We start from the raw sequence: 14901 nt of genomic DNA on the forward strand, positions 1-14901 counted from the left end.
TTACGCAAAAATTACCAAAAAGCTTAATTTATCGAACCGCCAAGACGCCAAGAGCGCCGAGAATTCGTAGAGTGTGCGTAAGTCCTATGTAAGACTAATTCTGAATTCTGGATTCTGAATTCTGTATTCTTCTTCATTCCTCCACTGGTTGTTGACTAGAAAATACTGGGGCAATCGCGCTTAATTTTAACTCTGGATGGTCGCCCAATAACTGTTGGCAATTCCATTCATTGCGGAATAGCAACACTGGGCGTCCCATACTGTCTTTAACTGTAGTGGTATTGAATATCCGTCCCACTTTTTCTAATGCTTCCCAACCACCCTCAACCCAACGGGCGACACTGTAGGGCAATACCTCTAGTAAGGTTTCTACACCATACTCGTTTTGTAAGCGAAACTGTACCACCTCGAATTGCAACTGACCCACCGCCGCCAAAATTGGATCGCGCTTGGCTTCATCAGTTGAATACATAATCTGCACAGCACCTTCTTCTCGCAATTCCGCAACGCCTTTTTGGAATTGTTTAGACTTCGAGGGGTTGGGATTCCTGAGAGTCGCAAACAGTTCCGGCGAGAAATACGGAATCCCCTCATATTCGAGCTTTTGTCCCGTGTAAATTGTATCCCCGATCGCAAAAACACCGGGATTGTTCAAACCGATCACATCGCCAGGATAAGCCACATCAATCGATTCCCGCTCTTGGGCAAAAAGTTTTTGCGGGCGAGACAGACGGATGAGTTTACCAATGCGGGCGTGATTCACCATCATATCTTTTTCAAACTTACCAGTGCATACCCGGATAAATGCGACGCGATCGCGGTGCTTCGGGTCCATATTCGCTTGTAGTTTGAAGACAAATCCCGAAAACTCCGGGTATGTAGGGAGAACTTCGCCAACACTGCTGTAGTGAGAACCGGGTTTGAGGGCATAGTCGAGGAAGTACTTGAGGAATAATTCTACCCCGAAGTTAGTCATGGCGCTACCAAAGAACACTGGCGTCATTTTGCCTTGGTGTACCAACTGCAAATCTAGCTCTGGGCCAACACCTTCTAACAGTTCTAAATCATTTTTCAGTTGGTAGTAGAGGTCTTGTTCTAGCTGCTCTTCTATTCTCGGATCACCTAATTCCACTATTGTATCAAGGGCTTCTCGGCTGCCGTGGGCGCTGCGTTCAAACAGGTGAATTTGTTGCATGTGTCGGTCAAAAACACCTTTAAAGCGATCGCCCATACCAATTGGCCAGTTTACCGCATAGGTTTGCAATCCCAGTTCTTGCTCAATTTCATCCAACAGTTCTAGAGGTTCCCTTCCTGGGCGATCGAGCTTGTTGACAAATGTAAAGATCGGGATACCCCGCAACTTACAAACTTCAAACAATTTGCGGGTTTGGGGTTCCAAACCTTTTGCTGCATCAATCAGCATCACTGCATTATCGGCAGCGGCGAGGGTGCGATAAGTATCTTCACTGAAGTCTTGGTGTCCAGGGGTGTCTAATAAATTTATTTGACAATTCTGGTATTCAAATTGCAACACTGTGGAGGTAATGGAAATACCCCGTTGTTGTTCCATCGCCATCCAGTCAGAGGTCGCCTTACGCTGTGCCCGTCGCGCTTTGACCGCGCCAGCTTCGTGAATTGCACCTCCGTACAGGAGTAGCTTTTCTGTTAGTGTAGTTTTACCTGCATCCGGGTGAGATATAATCGCAAAGTTGCGGCGAAGTTCAACCGCTTGAAGAAGTTCAGACTGAAGTTCAATTGACATAATTGTATTTGTTTGTAACTTAACTTAATTTTTTTCGACTCTGGCAAGTCTTTTAATCTTAAGACAACGATGCTCGTGATAGGGTCGTAATATAATCAACAAGCTAACTAAATAGGAGAAAGGAATGTACGACACAGACAAGCGAAAGCTTCTATCTGCCTTGTCTCATGGAGCGATTTTTTTCAGCACAACGGTGATATCTGTAGGTATACCTATTGCCATACTGCTCGTATCTGATGATCCTGTTGTTAAAGAAAACGCCAAAGAATCCATCAATTTCCATTTTAATGTCTGGCTTTATGGAGGAATTCTGGGAGCGCTGTTTTTTCTATTCGGTTGGTTAGTGTTACCTCTATTATTGCTGGGGCCACTAGCCGGTCTGGGATATCTATTGCATTGGGGATTAACAATTTGGGCGCTCGTCGGAGTTTTCAGCAATCCTGATATACCCTTCCGTTATCCCTACATTTTCCGATTTATTTAGCAGAAATTAATATTGGGCATTGGTAATTGTGAGTTATTTTCCATTAAGCTGTTGTGGCTTGAGTTTGCACAAACGCGATCGCCAAGATTTTTACCAACAGAGGGTATTACCATTTTGAATGCGTGAATGCGTGAATTGCTTACTATGTTGTTTTTTTTCTAGTCCGTCGGATAAATGCAAGCAAGCTGTAAAATACAAAATTGCCCTACAGTTTGATTAAGAGTAGGGCAAAGGACAGTTAAGCACTGTTTGTAGTCTGTCTGACGGCAGGAAAGTTTTAGCCTGCTTTTGTGACGCTTTATTTTGTGTCCATTTGCGTTGTTTTTCATCATAAAATTTTATGTTTCCTATACATCGCCCCCGTCGTCTGCGTACCCATCCCCAACTGCGCCGGATGGTTCGTGAAACTGTTTTGACAACAAGCGATTTAATTTACCCACTATTTGCTGTACCAGGTGAGGGAATCGCTAATGAGGTGAAATCGATGCCCGGAGTCTACCAACTTTCGGTAGATAAAATTGTCGAAGAAGCAAAAGAAGTTTACGACTTAGGAATTCCTTCGATTATTCTATTTGGTATTCCAGCTGATAAAGATGTGGATGCCACTGGCGCTTGGCATGATTGTGGTATTGTCCAAAAAGCAGCGACGGCAGTAAAAGCAGCAGTGCCAGATTTGATTGTAATTGCTGATACTTGTTTGTGTGAGTACACCAGTCACGGTCATTGTGGTTATTTACAAACTGGTGATTTAACAGGACGAGTTTTAAATGATCCAACTCTGGAATTGTTGAAAAAAACAGCAGTCTCTCAAGCGAAAGCTGGTGCCGATATCATTGCGCCTTCTGGAATGATGGATGGCTTTGTGCAGGCAATTCGTCAGGGTTTGGATGAAGCCGGATTTCAAGATACGCCGATTTTGTCTTATGCTGCTAAGTATGCTTCGGGTTATTATGGCCCGTTTCGGGATGCAGCAGACTCGACACCGCAATTTGGGGACAGAAGAACTTATCAAATGGACCCAGGTAACGCGCGTGAAGCAATTAAAGAGATTGAATTGGATATCGCTGAAGGTGCTGATATGCTCATGGTTAAGCCAGCTTTGGCATACATGGACATTATCTGGCGGGTGAAGGAAGCGAGTAACTTACCAGTTGCGGCTTACAATGTTTCTGGTGAGTATGCGATGGTGAAAGCTGCGGCTCTCAATGGTTGGATTGATGAAGAGCGGGTGGTTATGGAAACTTTAACTGGATTTAAACGGGCTGGTGCAGATTTGATTTTGACTTATCATGCCAAAGATGCGGCGCGATGGTTAAAGTAGGCTAGGCATATTGAATACTAATTTAGAGGGAAATCTCACACAGAGGCGTAAAGATGCAAAGTTGTGTTTTGGTGTCTGGGTGTGAGATTTTTTGTTTATGGCTATTGCGATGCTTGCGGTTTTTGCTAGCCTACGCAACTTTGGAGAGTATATCGTCAAAAAGCTTTCGAGTGGGTGTTATGGGGACAGCGATCGCAAGCGTTGTTTTCAATTGTTCTACAGCAGGCATATTTAAATTATTGCTACAACAAATTTTTGTCTCTGGTGTAACTTCAGTTAAGTTGGTATCTTTCAAATGAAATTTTATTAATACATTTTATAGATTTTTTTACGTGTTATTACATAAAAAAATCAGCCGCATTTCCCAGAGGATAAGGCGATCGCTCATAAAACCTCTAAAATCTAAATTAAATAGCTTTGATATAGTTATGGCAATTACTCGCTCTATGCTTGGGGCAGCTCGTTTAAAAAACCAATCTCTAACTAGTGCGATCGCTCACCGTATTTGCGACAGCAGCACGATAAAATTCTAAAACCATAATCATGCTAAAAGGTCTAAATGGCAGAAACACTATTCTTCAACGCCTTACGGGAAGCCATTGATGAAGAAATGGCGCGTGACTCCAGCGTATTTGTTCTCGGTGAAGATGTCGGACACTACGGCGGTTCCTATAAAGTTACCAAAGACCTGTACCAAAAATATGGCGAACTCCGCATTCTAGACACGCCTATTGCTGAAAACAGCTTTACTGGTATGGCAGTGGGAGCAGCGATGACTGGGTTGCGTCCCATAATCGAAGGTATGAATATGGGCTTTTTACTACTCGCCTTCAACCAAATATCCAATAATGCTGGGATGCTGCGCTATACTTCTGGCGGTAACTTTAAAATTCCGATGGTAATTCGTGGCCCTGGAGGTGTGGGAAGACAGCTAGGAGCAGAACATTCCCAGCGATTAGAAACTTACTTCCAAGCTGTGCCAGGGTTGAAGATTGTTGCCTGCTCCACACCGAGAAACGCCAAAGGACTACTAAAATCTGCTATCCGCGATGATAACCCTGTGTTGTTCTTTGAACACGTTCTGCTTTACAACCTGAAAGAAGATTTACCAGAAGAAGAATACCTACTCCCCTTAGATAAAGCAGAAATTGTGCGTCAAGGGAAAGACGTAACAATTATTACTTACTCGCGGATGCGCCATCATGTGCTGCAAGCCGTAAAAACTCTTGAGAAACAAGGATACGATCCAGAAGTTATCGATTTAATATCCCTCAAACCATTAGATTTTGATACCATTGGTGCATCAATACGTAAAACCCATAAAGTCATTGTTGTGGAAGAATCGATGCGAACTGCGGGTATTGGAGCAGAAGTCATCGCTTCAATAAACGATCGCTTATTTGATGAATTGGATGCGCCAGTACTACGACTTTCTTCCCAAGATATCCCCACACCTTACAACGGCAATCTGGAACGACTAACAATCATCCAACCAGAGCAAATAGTAGAAGCTGTGGAAAAAATGGTGGCGTTGCGAGTTTAGGGACTGGGGACTGGGGACTGGGGACTGGGGACTGGGGAAAAGTTTTCCAATACCCAATGCCCAATCCCCGATCCCCAATGCCCAATGCCCAATGCCCTAACTCTACAAAAGAACGCTATTATAGCGTTTGTCAGATGCGAGTTATGGTATGCAAAGACAGCGATCGCTATTAATTTTAATTTTAGTCCTGATAATCGCCGCGATTACGGTGATTGCCACAATTCCGATACCCCTTGGACTGGACTTGCGCGGAGGCTCACAGCTAACAATTCAGGTGAAACCATCACCGGAAATTCCCAAAATCACCGAACGAGAATTGGAAGGTGTGAAGAAAGTTGTCGAAGGTCGGATTAATGGTCTGGGTGTTTCTGAGCCAGTCATCCAAACAGTCAGTTCAGATAAAATATTGGTACAATTGCCAGGGGTCAACGATCCAGAGCAAGCCGAACGGGTGCTAGGGGGGACGGCGCAGTTAGAATTTCGTAGCCAAAAGCCGAATACAGAAACCCAACTGTTTGCTTTCCAAGCATCTAGATCCGAATTGAAAGTCAAGCAAGAAGAATTAAGAAAGAGTACTGACAAAGCAGCAATTGCTAAGAATCAAGAAGATTTACAAAAAAATAATCAAGCGATCGCCCAATTGTTTGAAAGCACTAATCCACCGCTAATTGGCAAATACCTCAAGGATGCCTATGGTGAACCTACTCAAGGTAACAACTGGCATGTTGGCATTCGCTTCGACCAAAAGGGTGGTGAACTGTTTGCCAATTTGACGAAAAATCTTGCCGGTACTGGGCGTAGTATTGGTGTTTTTCTAGACAATGAACTGATCAGCGCTCCTACCGTGGGTATAGAATTTGCCGCCGCAGGTATTAGTGGTGGCTCTGCTGTAATTACAGGACGTTTTACCGCACAACAAGCCAATGATTTAGGCGTGCAACTACGCGGTGGGGCATTACCCGTACCAGTAGAAATAGTTGAAAACCGTACCGTCGGAGCAACATTAGGTAAAGATAGTATTCAACGCAGTATTTACGCTGGTATTGGCGGATTGCTGTTAGTATTGATTTTCATGTTAGTTTACTACCGACTACCAGGGTTAATTGCCGACTTTTCTTTGATTATCTATGCGCTATTGACCTATACCACCTTCGCTTTGCTAGGCATTACATTAACTCTCCCCGGTATTGCTGGGTTTATCCTCAGTATCGGCATGGCAGTTGATGCTAACGTATTGATTTTTGAGCGCACTCGTGAAGAACTACGTGCTGGTAAAACTTTATATCGTTCTGTAGAGTCAGGATTCTACCGAGCTTGGTCTAGCATTTTAGATAGTCATGTCACATCATTAATTTCTTGTGCAGCCCTGTTTTGGTTAGGAGCAGGTTTAGTAAAAGGCTTTGCTTTGACATTGGCGCTAGGGTTAGGGGTGAATTTGTTTACTGCCATTACTTGTAGTCGCACACTGCTGTTCTTAACATTGGGATTTCCCAAGTTGCGTAAGCCAGAGTTATTTTGTCCCAATCTCTCAACGTCAATTAAGTCTGGTGCGGAGGTAGGTTCATGAAATTTAGTGTCGTAAAACAGCGGAGACTTTGGTGGGCAATTTCTGCCATCCTGATGATCATTAGCATCGTGGCGATGCTGATTTCTTGGCAACAACTAGGGGCACCGCTACGTCCCAGTTTAGATTTTGTTGGTGGTACGCGACTACAATTTGAACGCGATTGTACACAACCAGACAAATGTACTCAACCGATTAATATCTCTGATGTCAGAGAAGTAGTTGACGCCGAGAAGCTGAATAATAGTAGCATCCAAGTTGTTGGTAAAAATCAACAGGGAATATCCATTCGCACAAAGACATTAGATGTCGAGCAACGCACCCAGTTGCAAACAGCTTTGAGTGAAAAAATTGGAGCCTTTAACCCCAAAGCCACTCAAATTGATACTGTTGGCCCAACACTTGGCCGTCAGTTATTTACCCAAGGGTTATTAGCTCTGGTTGTCTCCTTTGCTGGGATCGTTATTTATTTGAGTGTGCGGTTCCAGGTGGACTATGCCGTAATCGCAATTATTGCCTTGTTCCATGATGTTTTGATTACGCTGGGTGCTTTCTCCATCTTGGGATTAGTAGCAGGTATTGAAGTTGATAGCCTTTTCGTCGTTGCTATTTTGACTATTACTGGTTTCTCGGTGACAGATACCGTGGTCATCTACGATCGCATCCGGGAAATACTAAATCTACATCCTAACGATCACATTGACAAAGTTGTTGATGATGCAATCAATCAAACTTTAACGCGATCAATTAATACCACGTTCACCGTTTTGCTAACATTGTTTTCCCTATTCCTATTTGGCGGCGAAACCCTGAGAAACTTCGCCCTTGCCTTAATTATTGGATTCACAATGGGTGCATATTCAAGTATTTTCATTGCCGGTTCTCTCCTCGCTTGGTGGCGAGAGCGCAGGAGTCAATACCAGCTGGTGGAGAACGCAGAGCCAATTGATACATCTGCCAGTTCTCAGGATAGTTAAACTTGTGTGCATTTCACAATTGGATTAAAGCATTTTGAATTGCTCATCTATGCTTTGCAATTTTATTCACCTATGGATCAACCTGAAGAACCATTAAATACTGACCCAGAATTTGAGAATGACGCATCCTTTATTCAACAAGTACAAAGGCTACACAAACTCACAGTATATGGAAGATGGCTGTTTGTCGGTTGTTTGTGGCTTACCATTGCGCCTGTTAGCTTGTGGAATCTACGTGCAGAAATTTCTCTGTGGGAACAATATTTTACCTGGGTAGCGGTGCGATATGGACTTTTCTACCATCCACTGTCTACCTTCGGTTTAGCCTTTTGTATTGGGATGACTGCTGCTGTTTTAGTTTGGCAAAGTCGAAATATCTTACTCGGACTACCACAGCAGGAAAAACAACGTTTAGAAAAACAAGTTTATCGGATACGTCAGCAGGGGCCTACTCATCCTCTGTGGAAGTGGGTTTGTAATTAATTTTTCTTTCTCGTTGGATATACATATACACGTACAGCAATTTCTCACAAAATATGACTTAACTATACAAAGATACTGCCAAAAGTGGATGCCATATGAACGAGTCTCAGATTCAATTTAGCGATCGCAAGTCTGAAATTGACCTTCACCAACTGCAAGAACTGTTAAACGTTTCAGCTTTCTGGGCAAAGGGCCGCAGTATTGAAGATTTAGGTATAGCTATTGCTAATAGTGAGCCAGTGATTTCCGTCTGCGTTGGCGATCGACTAATTGGCTTTGCTAGAGCAACATCTGATGGCATATATCGTGCCACGATTTGGGATGTTGTGATTCATCCAGAGTATCAAAGTAATGGGTTGGGAAGCAATTTAGTAAAAACAGTTTTGAGTCATCCCCGCATCAGGTGGGTTGAGCGTGTTTATGTGATGACTACTCAGCAGCAAGGGTTTTACGAAAAGATTGGTTTCCAGCCCAACACAACCACTACGATGGTGCTATACAACCTAGCTAACCTTGCTTTCCTTCCTGCTACAGAAGATCAGCTTCAGGAATCACTAGGGGGATAGAGATTTGTAGTCTGGTAACCTGCCCAGATGGTTCCTTAACAATGGTCGAGGGCAGGATTTCTAACTTTCCTCCCATAACTTCCACTAAAGTCTGATTGATTAATAGCCTCATTCCAGGGGAAAGAGCAGCGTTATTTTGGTTAATCTGGGTTGGCTGCTCTTCAGATTTGATCAAATCAATCGGCTCGCTCCAGGGTATGGCATGGGTTGGTATATCCAGCCAAATGTTAACAAAATTACTTGTAGGCAGAGTGCTGCTGGAAATACAAATGCTGCCTTCCTGCATCTGAGTAATCGCAATGTCTATTAAACTTATCAATATTTGGCGGAGCCAGAGGTAATCTGCCAAAACATAAATTTCTGGGTTGGCGGGTAACAATTGCAAGGGAAAATTGCGATTTGCCGCCAGCATATAAGTTAAGTTATGAACCTCTTCCAAAATTTGGGCTAATGGTCTGGGGTGAATATCTAATTTATTGCTACCATGTTCAGTTCTAGCAACGTTGAGGATTTCATCCATCAGCTTGAGTAGCTTCAGCGTTCGCTCGTGAGCTTGGGCGATAAATTCTCGCTCTTCAGCGGCGTCTTCACACAAATCCGACAAAATTAACTGATGCAAGCCAATCAGACCATTAAGGGGCGATCGCAATTCATGGGTAGTCCGCGCCAAAAAACCAGCTTTAAACTGGCCCATTTCCCTTGCCATTTGGTATGCCAGCTGCGTTTGCTGTAGCTGTTGCGATACTGGTGGCATATCCTCTTGCTCTAATGGTGCTGGTGGGGATGAGCTAAATGAAACCTTTGACGATGCCTGCTTTAGGCGTAGCCATCGCGCAAATAACCTATTAAAACTTATACCTAGTGCTAGTCCTGCTCCTAGATATATCCAGTTGCTCCAATTCATAATTTAGCAATTATTAAGTTATTAATTAACCACAACAGGGCAAACTAAAGTTCCAGATATAGCAACAGCCAAGGTGGTTAGGACATTAACAGATGATAAAACTTTGACACAAAAACGCTTTTCACCCAGTCCCTAGTCCCCAGTCCCCAGTCCCTTGCTATATCTCTGTTGTTCAAATCAAGAAAACAATATTATAGCTACCTATATCTGGTTATCAGTTGAAATCTCTAACTTTATCGCACCTTGCCGCAAAATTTGCCAATTGATCCCTGTCCATTTAGCAACGGTGGAAGGTACACCCACTCCTAGTATTTCACCCTGGTATTCTGTCGTTGCTATCAGAACCTGGGGAAACTGAACCTCAATTTCTGCCATCGTTTGCAAAGGTGGCTGACCGGAAAAATTAGCGCTAGTGGTGGCAAGAGGGCCTGTTTGCGCCAAAATAGTTTGGGCGATCGCACTGTTTGGGACTCGGATGCCAATTGTTGTCGGGTCGATGGGGTTCATAACTTTTGGCAGGTGATCACTTGCTGGTAAGACTAATGTCAGCCCTCCTGGCCAATATCTGCCTGCTATTTCTTGCCAAACTTTATACTCGTTTTCATTACCTTTAACATACAGCCACAAATCTTCAGCACTAGCAGCCATCAAAATCAAAGGTTTGTCTTGACTGCGTTGCTTCGCCACAAAAATTAATCCTGCTTTTTCTGGTATCGCTGCAAGTGCAGGAACAGTATCCGTAGGAAAGCTCACCAAAAGACCAGCGCGTGCGCCAGCTATTAAGTTTGTTAGAGAAACTTGTGTCATGTTTACAAAGTTAGCAGTGAGGAATTTTATAACTTATAACTCATTACTCCTAACTTTTATAAGCAAGGGCAAAGCGTTCAATTCCAGCTAAATCAGCGTGAATTTGAATTTTATAATAGCTACCTTGATTTTGCAAAAGTTCTCGGACTGCATCCGCCTGTCCTGCCATCATTTCAATTAACCACACGCCACCAGGTTGCAAATAGCTGGGAGAAATTTCTATCAAATGGCGAATGCAATCTAAGCCATCAGTACCACCATCCAAAGCTAGATGTGGTTCATGGTTAACTACTTCTGGTTGCAAAGTCGGTAAGGTACTGGTGGGTATGTAAGGGGGATTAGATACCATACCACTGAACTGACCTTTGAGAAATGCCAGTGGTTCCCACCAGGAACCTTGATAAAATTTAATCCGGTCAGCAAAACCCAAATTATAGGCGTTGGCTTGAGCGATCGCCAGAGCTTCTAAACTGTAATCAACAGCATGAATTGTTGCTTTTGGCAAGACATCTGCTAATCCTACGGCGATCGCTCCACTCCCAGTCCCCAAATCCGCCCAATGTCCTGACACACCGCTAGCAGCTGCTACTAAATCAATTAAGCACTCTGTTTCTGGTCTGGGAATTAATACCGCACTCGACACCGCGATTTGAAAGTGACGCCAAGGTGTAACTCCAGCAATATACTGCACTGGTAAGCGGTCATTTAATCGCTTTTGCCATAACTGGTCTAGCTCTTCTAAAGGCAACTGCATCTGAATTTGCGGCCAGTTTTTAAAAGACTCCAAACGCAGCGCCAAGCGGTCTAACCCAGCTACCTCCTGTAGCAGCCAATCTACTTCCATTGGTGGCACATCAGTGGCTCGTGCTGCTTGTTGAGCAGTATTGCGCCACTGCCAAAGTTGTAAACCAGATATCAGATGTTTCTCCCCCATGCCTCAACCTTGGAGTGCATATCCGTTATTTTTTTGGAGCGGGCGCAGCAGTTCTGGCAGCTGGTGATTGATTCGGGGCAAGCGATCGAATAAAATTGATCGACTCTCTTGATGGATACAGAAGAATTTTATTTATACCAGGATCGTTGCTGCTATTGAGAGCCTCCATAACACCGTACAAATCCACCACCTGAATCTCAGTGTTGTTTGCTTCCTTTGGCACGGCTTTTTTGAATTGGTCTAACAGAGCCACTGCTTGCTCTTTCTCAAAAAAGAATGGGATTAATCGCTCATTGCCTTTGGGGACGGGAATGGTCAAATAGCTATTATCTTTCTTAAATTTGGGTACAAATAAGGGAATACCATTGAATTGCTGCCCTTTTTTCCCATTTTGATTCAGCATACTAGTTGCTGATGCTATTTGTTCTTGCGTCGGTACTAAAGTATAAATTGTAGAGTCTGATTTCTTTTTGCTTTCTTGGAGTATTTTATAGTAGTCTGCCAAGGACAAAGGTCTCACCTGTAGCGTGCTTGCCAACTGGGGGTTTTCTTTTTTGAGCCGATTGTCAAGGAATTTTTGAGCATCTTGCTTGCTAATAAAAAATCCCACTTGAGAGACAGGCTTGGATGCGTTGTTTCTCGAAAGAACTACGAATTCGCCTTTAGGATTGGTGAGCGTGAATATTGGTACTTCTTGGAGCGTTTTCACTACCTGATCTTGTGGCAACGCCGTCGCCTCTAGATTGCCTATTCCTGGTAGATTGCCTATTCCTGAAAGTCCCGCTAAAAATACACTGCCAGCTATACCCAATGTTGCGCCCAAGCGAATAAATGATTTCATGACTGCTCCTCGCATCAATAATCCAATTAAATGAAACAAATGGTTGGATTTGCACAGCACCAACTAGCTTTAGTTATATAGCAATCTATTTCAGTTGTGAAAGATTCATTGTGCGTGTTGAGGTTAAGTATTAACCATCAACTGTCTAAATCCAATATTCCACAACTATTTAGGGTTGCTATAGTATAGTATTGTTTTCCCAAATTGACTCTGCTAAAGTTGTGTTTTTCTCGATTTCGCTTTGCTATTGCTCACGAAATGCTGTAGATGCATATTATATGTATGTCTTTTCAAATAGTGAAAAGTCTCTCTGTCTCTCGACCTTGGAGATGATAAATGCCACTTTATCGGCTTTTTCTAATATCGGGTGACGCTATTAGTTAATCAATCGTTCCATCTGCGCTTGCTTTAATATTTTCTCAAATCTATACAAAGCTCAGTGTCTAAAACATCTTACTGCTTAAAAATGAAATTTGCCTGTTAGGCTTTTAATAGCAGACCCAACATCATAACAGCCTGATTGATATTCTGCCTAAAAATGTAGAATTTAATTGCACATCTTAGCAAGAAAACTCTAGTTAATCCACCCTAACTGTTAACTATATTAATTAAATCGGGATGACAGGATTTGAACCTGCGGCATCCTGCTCCCAAAGCAGGCGCGCTACCAAGCTGCGCTACATCCCGGTTAGACTTATCTACTTTTTGGGGTTTAGTTTTAACTTCCCACCAAAGCGATCGCGCTTTACCAAAAGTATTAATTTAATTATATCAGATAACACGCCTCACGTCTAATATCTTTTATTTTCTGTAAAGACGCTCAAGATTACATCCTTACACTGATAAAGGTTTTTTGCCGACTTAGTTTTACAAGATATATACTTGCGCCTTCGTCGGCTGAAAAAAAGCAAAACCACATCAAAATAATAGAGTTTCACTATACCTGATTTTCTTGGGCAAATCTGGTTTTATTTTGATTGAGCGCTAGTGAGGATACCAGAACATGCCTTTAATACCTTCTGGATCAGCCATAAACCCCATAGTTCGGTAGAAATCTACAACATGGGGGTCGGCGAAGAGAGTGACATTACTAATTTCTTCACTCCTAAGTTTTTTGAGAACATATTTCATCAATGCCTTGCCCAGTCCTTGACTTTGAAAGTCTGGGTGAACCACCACATCCCAAATAGTGGCATTAAACGCGTGATCTGAGGTAGCGCGGGCAAAACCAATGAGCCGCTTTTGGTTTCCTCTCACCTGCCACATTGAGGCGACAAGAAAACTATGCTCAATAGCTTTTTTCACTTTTCTTAGAGGACGACGCGACCAACCAACTGCATCACAGAGTTCTTCTAGCTCATACAGGTCAATATCTCGCTCCGTGCTGAAGACGATGCGAGCCTCCTTTAAAGAAGCTTCGCTAATGCTGCTGGGGTTGGAGTTGCCCGCAGCATCCACTGTATGTTCTTCAAAGGGGTTTGTCCTACTTGTCGCTACAGATTCAGGAGTACTAAACCAAGTTTTCCAAAAACCCATGCCAACGTGGTTCGGGTAGTATAACTGAATTGGTTTCCACTCTCAGGAGTGTTGATTCACATTTAACATGGCTACCCCCATTTACTACCCCTTACACTCAAAGTTTTTCGGTTGTTTTCGGGATTTGCAATGGTAACAGCCAGTTAGAGCGTGTTTCACACCAATCATTTTCAACTTTAGCATTTTGTTGTAGAGGCTAGGAGAAATTCACCAAAAGGTAAGGATATAACCAATTAAAAATTCACTCATTCAAAAACTAAAAACCTAATCATGGCAATTGCTCGTATAGAGCTTAAATGCACGTTAGCTTAGGAGTGAATTGTATACAAGAGATTGAGTATTTAGGAAAATTCTTCCTTAATCCCTAGTCCCCAGCCCCCAACATCCAGCCCCTAGTCCCCAGGTGACGAAAGCAAGCGAGTCTTACCCTTAACAATGGCTTCTGGTTTAAAATCTTCGACACTGGAACTCCTAAAGCGCTTTAACCGAGCGTTTCCCCAGTTTTATGAGCAATTCGTCAGCAGTGAGATTCAACTGCAAAATTTGCGCCTAGCCTACCGTCTCTATAAAACTAGACGCGCTGTTATTGAGCTGAAACCGGAAGGTAGCAAAAGTGCCCTGCATTTCGCTTACCGCAACCAGTCTTTTCTCCTCAGCGATATTTTTGGTGTGCTAGCAGCTTATGGGTTGACTATCCACGGTCTGAGTCTATACGGTCAGATCCGTCCGCCAATGTTAGTTTTTATCAAACTGTTGGTGTCTCGTGGTAGTAAAGCCTTGACCGAGAAAACCGCAGAAAACGTCTGTCGTGCCATTCGCGAGGCTTTGGGAGGTCGGTTTGAAGTAGAAGAGATGCTGGCAGTGGAATTCAATCTTGACACTGGCTTAGAGCAGGTACAAACTGAGTTCTATGTCGATCCGGTCTTTCATCTTCCTGCCCTAGTGATTGAAGCCGATAATCAACCAGGATTATTCTACAAAGTGATGTACGCCATCTGGCAGGAAGACCTGCTGGTAGTCAATGCCAATTTATTGGTTTGGCGTGGACGTACACGCCTAATTCTTTACTTGTTAGGACCGAATGAAAGCCTCATTCCTGAATATCTCGGTCACAAAATTGCTGAAGGGGTGCGACAGAGGTTGCTGGGTAAATGAAAAAAGTTATGAATTATGAGTTAT

At 43.2% G+C, this 14901-nt stretch carries 14 protein-coding genes and 1 tRNA gene; 8 read left to right on the top strand and 7 right to left on the bottom strand.

Translation table 11 applies throughout. From position 1 onward, the window contains the following. Nucleotides 1-133: 133 nt before the first annotated feature. A complete protein-coding gene (gene prfC, locus V7K35_RS03820) occupies nucleotides 134-1762 on the bottom strand; it encodes a peptide chain release factor 3 (protein ID WP_334795350.1) in 1629 nt (542 codons plus the stop codon). Between the two features lie 124 nt (nucleotides 1763-1886). Here prfC and V7K35_RS03825 point away from each other — a divergent pair, with 124 nt between their 5' ends. The 7 genes from V7K35_RS03825 to V7K35_RS03855 all read left to right on the top strand — a co-directional run bounded on the left by V7K35_RS03825 (nucleotide 1887) and on the right by V7K35_RS03855 (nucleotide 8700). Then, on the top strand, nucleotides 1887-2246 hold the full coding sequence (locus V7K35_RS03825) for a DUF4870 domain-containing protein (protein ID WP_334795349.1): 360 nt from the start codon (nucleotides 1887-1889) through the stop codon (nucleotides 2244-2246). A 340-nt stretch (nucleotides 2247-2586) separates the two neighbouring features. Beyond that, a complete protein-coding gene (gene hemB, locus V7K35_RS03830) occupies nucleotides 2587-3567 on the top strand; it encodes a porphobilinogen synthase (protein ID WP_335076532.1) in 981 nt (326 codons plus the stop codon). A gap of 559 nt (nucleotides 3568-4126) precedes the next feature. Then, nucleotides 4127-5110 carry an alpha-ketoacid dehydrogenase subunit beta gene (locus V7K35_RS03835; RefSeq protein ID WP_334798206.1) on the top strand — a complete coding sequence of 328 codons (984 nt, stop codon included), beginning with the start codon at nucleotides 4127-4129 and terminating at the stop codon, nucleotides 5108-5110. 148 nt (nucleotides 5111-5258) lie between these two features. After that, on the top strand, nucleotides 5259-6677 hold the full coding sequence (gene secD, locus V7K35_RS03840) for a protein translocase subunit SecD (RefSeq protein ID WP_335076724.1): 1419 nt from the start codon (nucleotides 5259-5261) through the stop codon (nucleotides 6675-6677). After that, nucleotides 6674-7651, top strand: coding sequence for a protein translocase subunit SecF (gene secF, locus V7K35_RS03845; protein ID WP_334798207.1), 978 nt, complete (start codon nucleotides 6674-6676; stop codon nucleotides 7649-7651). The genes secD and secF overlap by 4 nt, the downstream gene beginning before the upstream one ends. A gap of 72 nt (nucleotides 7652-7723) precedes the next feature. Then, nucleotides 7724-8134 (top strand): hypothetical protein, encoded by a 411-nt coding sequence (locus V7K35_RS03850; protein WP_335076726.1) that lies wholly within the window; start codon nucleotides 7724-7726, stop codon nucleotides 8132-8134. Nucleotides 8135-8229: 95 nt separating this feature from the next. Further along, nucleotides 8230-8700 carry a GNAT family N-acetyltransferase gene (locus V7K35_RS03855; protein WP_334798209.1) on the top strand — a complete coding sequence of 157 codons (471 nt, stop codon included), beginning with the start codon at nucleotides 8230-8232 and terminating at the stop codon, nucleotides 8698-8700. Here V7K35_RS03855 and V7K35_RS03860 read toward each other — a convergent pair. From V7K35_RS03860 to V7K35_RS03885, 6 genes are all read right to left on the bottom strand, one after another. Continuing rightward, nucleotides 8663-9604: a sensor histidine kinase gene (locus V7K35_RS03860; protein ID WP_335076534.1), complete on the bottom strand. Its 942-nt coding sequence runs from the start codon at nucleotides 9602-9604 to the stop codon at nucleotides 8663-8665. The two genes, V7K35_RS03855 and V7K35_RS03860, sit on opposite strands and share 38 nt — an antisense overlap. Before the next feature lie 201 nt (nucleotides 9605-9805). Beyond that, on the bottom strand, nucleotides 9806-10411 hold the full coding sequence (locus tag V7K35_RS03865; protein ID WP_335076536.1) for an L-threonylcarbamoyladenylate synthase: 606 nt from the start codon (nucleotides 10409-10411) through the stop codon (nucleotides 9806-9808). Between the two features lie 49 nt (nucleotides 10412-10460). Next, on the bottom strand, nucleotides 10461-11345 hold the full coding sequence (gene prmC / locus V7K35_RS03870) for a peptide chain release factor N(5)-glutamine methyltransferase (RefSeq protein WP_335076538.1): 885 nt from the start codon (nucleotides 11343-11345) through the stop codon (nucleotides 10461-10463). A gap of 25 nt (nucleotides 11346-11370) precedes the next feature. Then, complete coding sequence (locus V7K35_RS03875) at nucleotides 11371-12186, bottom strand: Tic22 family protein (protein ID WP_335076542.1); 816 nt, start codon at nucleotides 12184-12186, stop codon at nucleotides 11371-11373. A gap of 613 nt (nucleotides 12187-12799) precedes the next feature. Continuing rightward, a tRNA-Pro gene (locus V7K35_RS03880) sits at nucleotides 12800-12873 on the bottom strand. 297 nt (nucleotides 12874-13170) lie between these two features. Further along, nucleotides 13171-13722 (bottom strand): GNAT family N-acetyltransferase, encoded by a 552-nt coding sequence (locus V7K35_RS03885; RefSeq protein ID WP_273763853.1) that lies wholly within the window; start codon nucleotides 13720-13722, stop codon nucleotides 13171-13173. A gap of 435 nt (nucleotides 13723-14157) precedes the next feature. Here V7K35_RS03885 and V7K35_RS03890 point away from each other — a divergent pair, with 435 nt between their 5' ends. Then, nucleotides 14158-14877, top strand: coding sequence for a hypothetical protein (locus V7K35_RS03890; protein WP_012410214.1), 720 nt, complete (start codon nucleotides 14158-14160; stop codon nucleotides 14875-14877). Nucleotides 14878-14901: the final 24 nt, after the last annotated feature.

It is taken from the genome of Nostoc sp. (assembly GCF_036917275.1).
Lineage (GTDB): Bacteria > Cyanobacteriota > Cyanobacteriia > Cyanobacteriales > Nostocaceae > Nostoc.

Excerpts from the sequence above, each read along its gene's own strand:
- prfC (WP_334795350.1), bottom strand. The coding sequence starts at position 1,762 with ATGTCAATTGAACTTCAGTCTGAACTTCTTCAAGCGGTTGAACTTCGC.
- V7K35_RS03825 (WP_334795349.1), top strand. The coding sequence starts at position 1,887 with ATGTACGACACAGACAAGCGAAAGCTTCTATCTGCCTTGTCTCATGGA.
- hemB (WP_335076532.1), top strand. The coding sequence starts at position 2,587 with ATGTTTCCTATACATCGCCCCCGTCGTCTGCGTACCCATCCCCAACTG.
- V7K35_RS03835 (WP_334798206.1), top strand. The coding sequence starts at position 4,127 with ATGGCAGAAACACTATTCTTCAACGCCTTACGGGAAGCCATTGATGAA.
- secD (WP_335076724.1), top strand. The coding sequence starts at position 5,259 with ATGCAAAGACAGCGATCGCTATTAATTTTAATTTTAGTCCTGATAATC.
- secF (WP_334798207.1), top strand. The coding sequence starts at position 6,674 with ATGAAATTTAGTGTCGTAAAACAGCGGAGACTTTGGTGGGCAATTTCT.
- V7K35_RS03850 (WP_335076726.1), top strand. The coding sequence starts at position 7,724 with ATGGATCAACCTGAAGAACCATTAAATACTGACCCAGAATTTGAGAAT.
- V7K35_RS03855 (WP_334798209.1), top strand. The coding sequence starts at position 8,230 with ATGAACGAGTCTCAGATTCAATTTAGCGATCGCAAGTCTGAAATTGAC.
- V7K35_RS03860 (WP_335076534.1), bottom strand. The coding sequence starts at position 9,604 with ATGAATTGGAGCAACTGGATATATCTAGGAGCAGGACTAGCACTAGGT.
- V7K35_RS03865 (WP_335076536.1), bottom strand. The coding sequence starts at position 10,411 with ATGACACAAGTTTCTCTAACAAACTTAATAGCTGGCGCACGCGCTGGT.
- prmC (WP_335076538.1), bottom strand. The coding sequence starts at position 11,345 with ATGGGGGAGAAACATCTGATATCTGGTTTACAACTTTGGCAGTGGCGC.
- V7K35_RS03875 (WP_335076542.1), bottom strand. The coding sequence starts at position 12,186 with ATGAAATCATTTATTCGCTTGGGCGCAACATTGGGTATAGCTGGCAGT.
- V7K35_RS03885 (WP_273763853.1), bottom strand. The coding sequence starts at position 13,722 with ATGGGTTTTTGGAAAACTTGGTTTAGTACTCCTGAATCTGTAGCGACA.
- V7K35_RS03890 (WP_012410214.1), top strand. The coding sequence starts at position 14,158 with ATGGCTTCTGGTTTAAAATCTTCGACACTGGAACTCCTAAAGCGCTTT.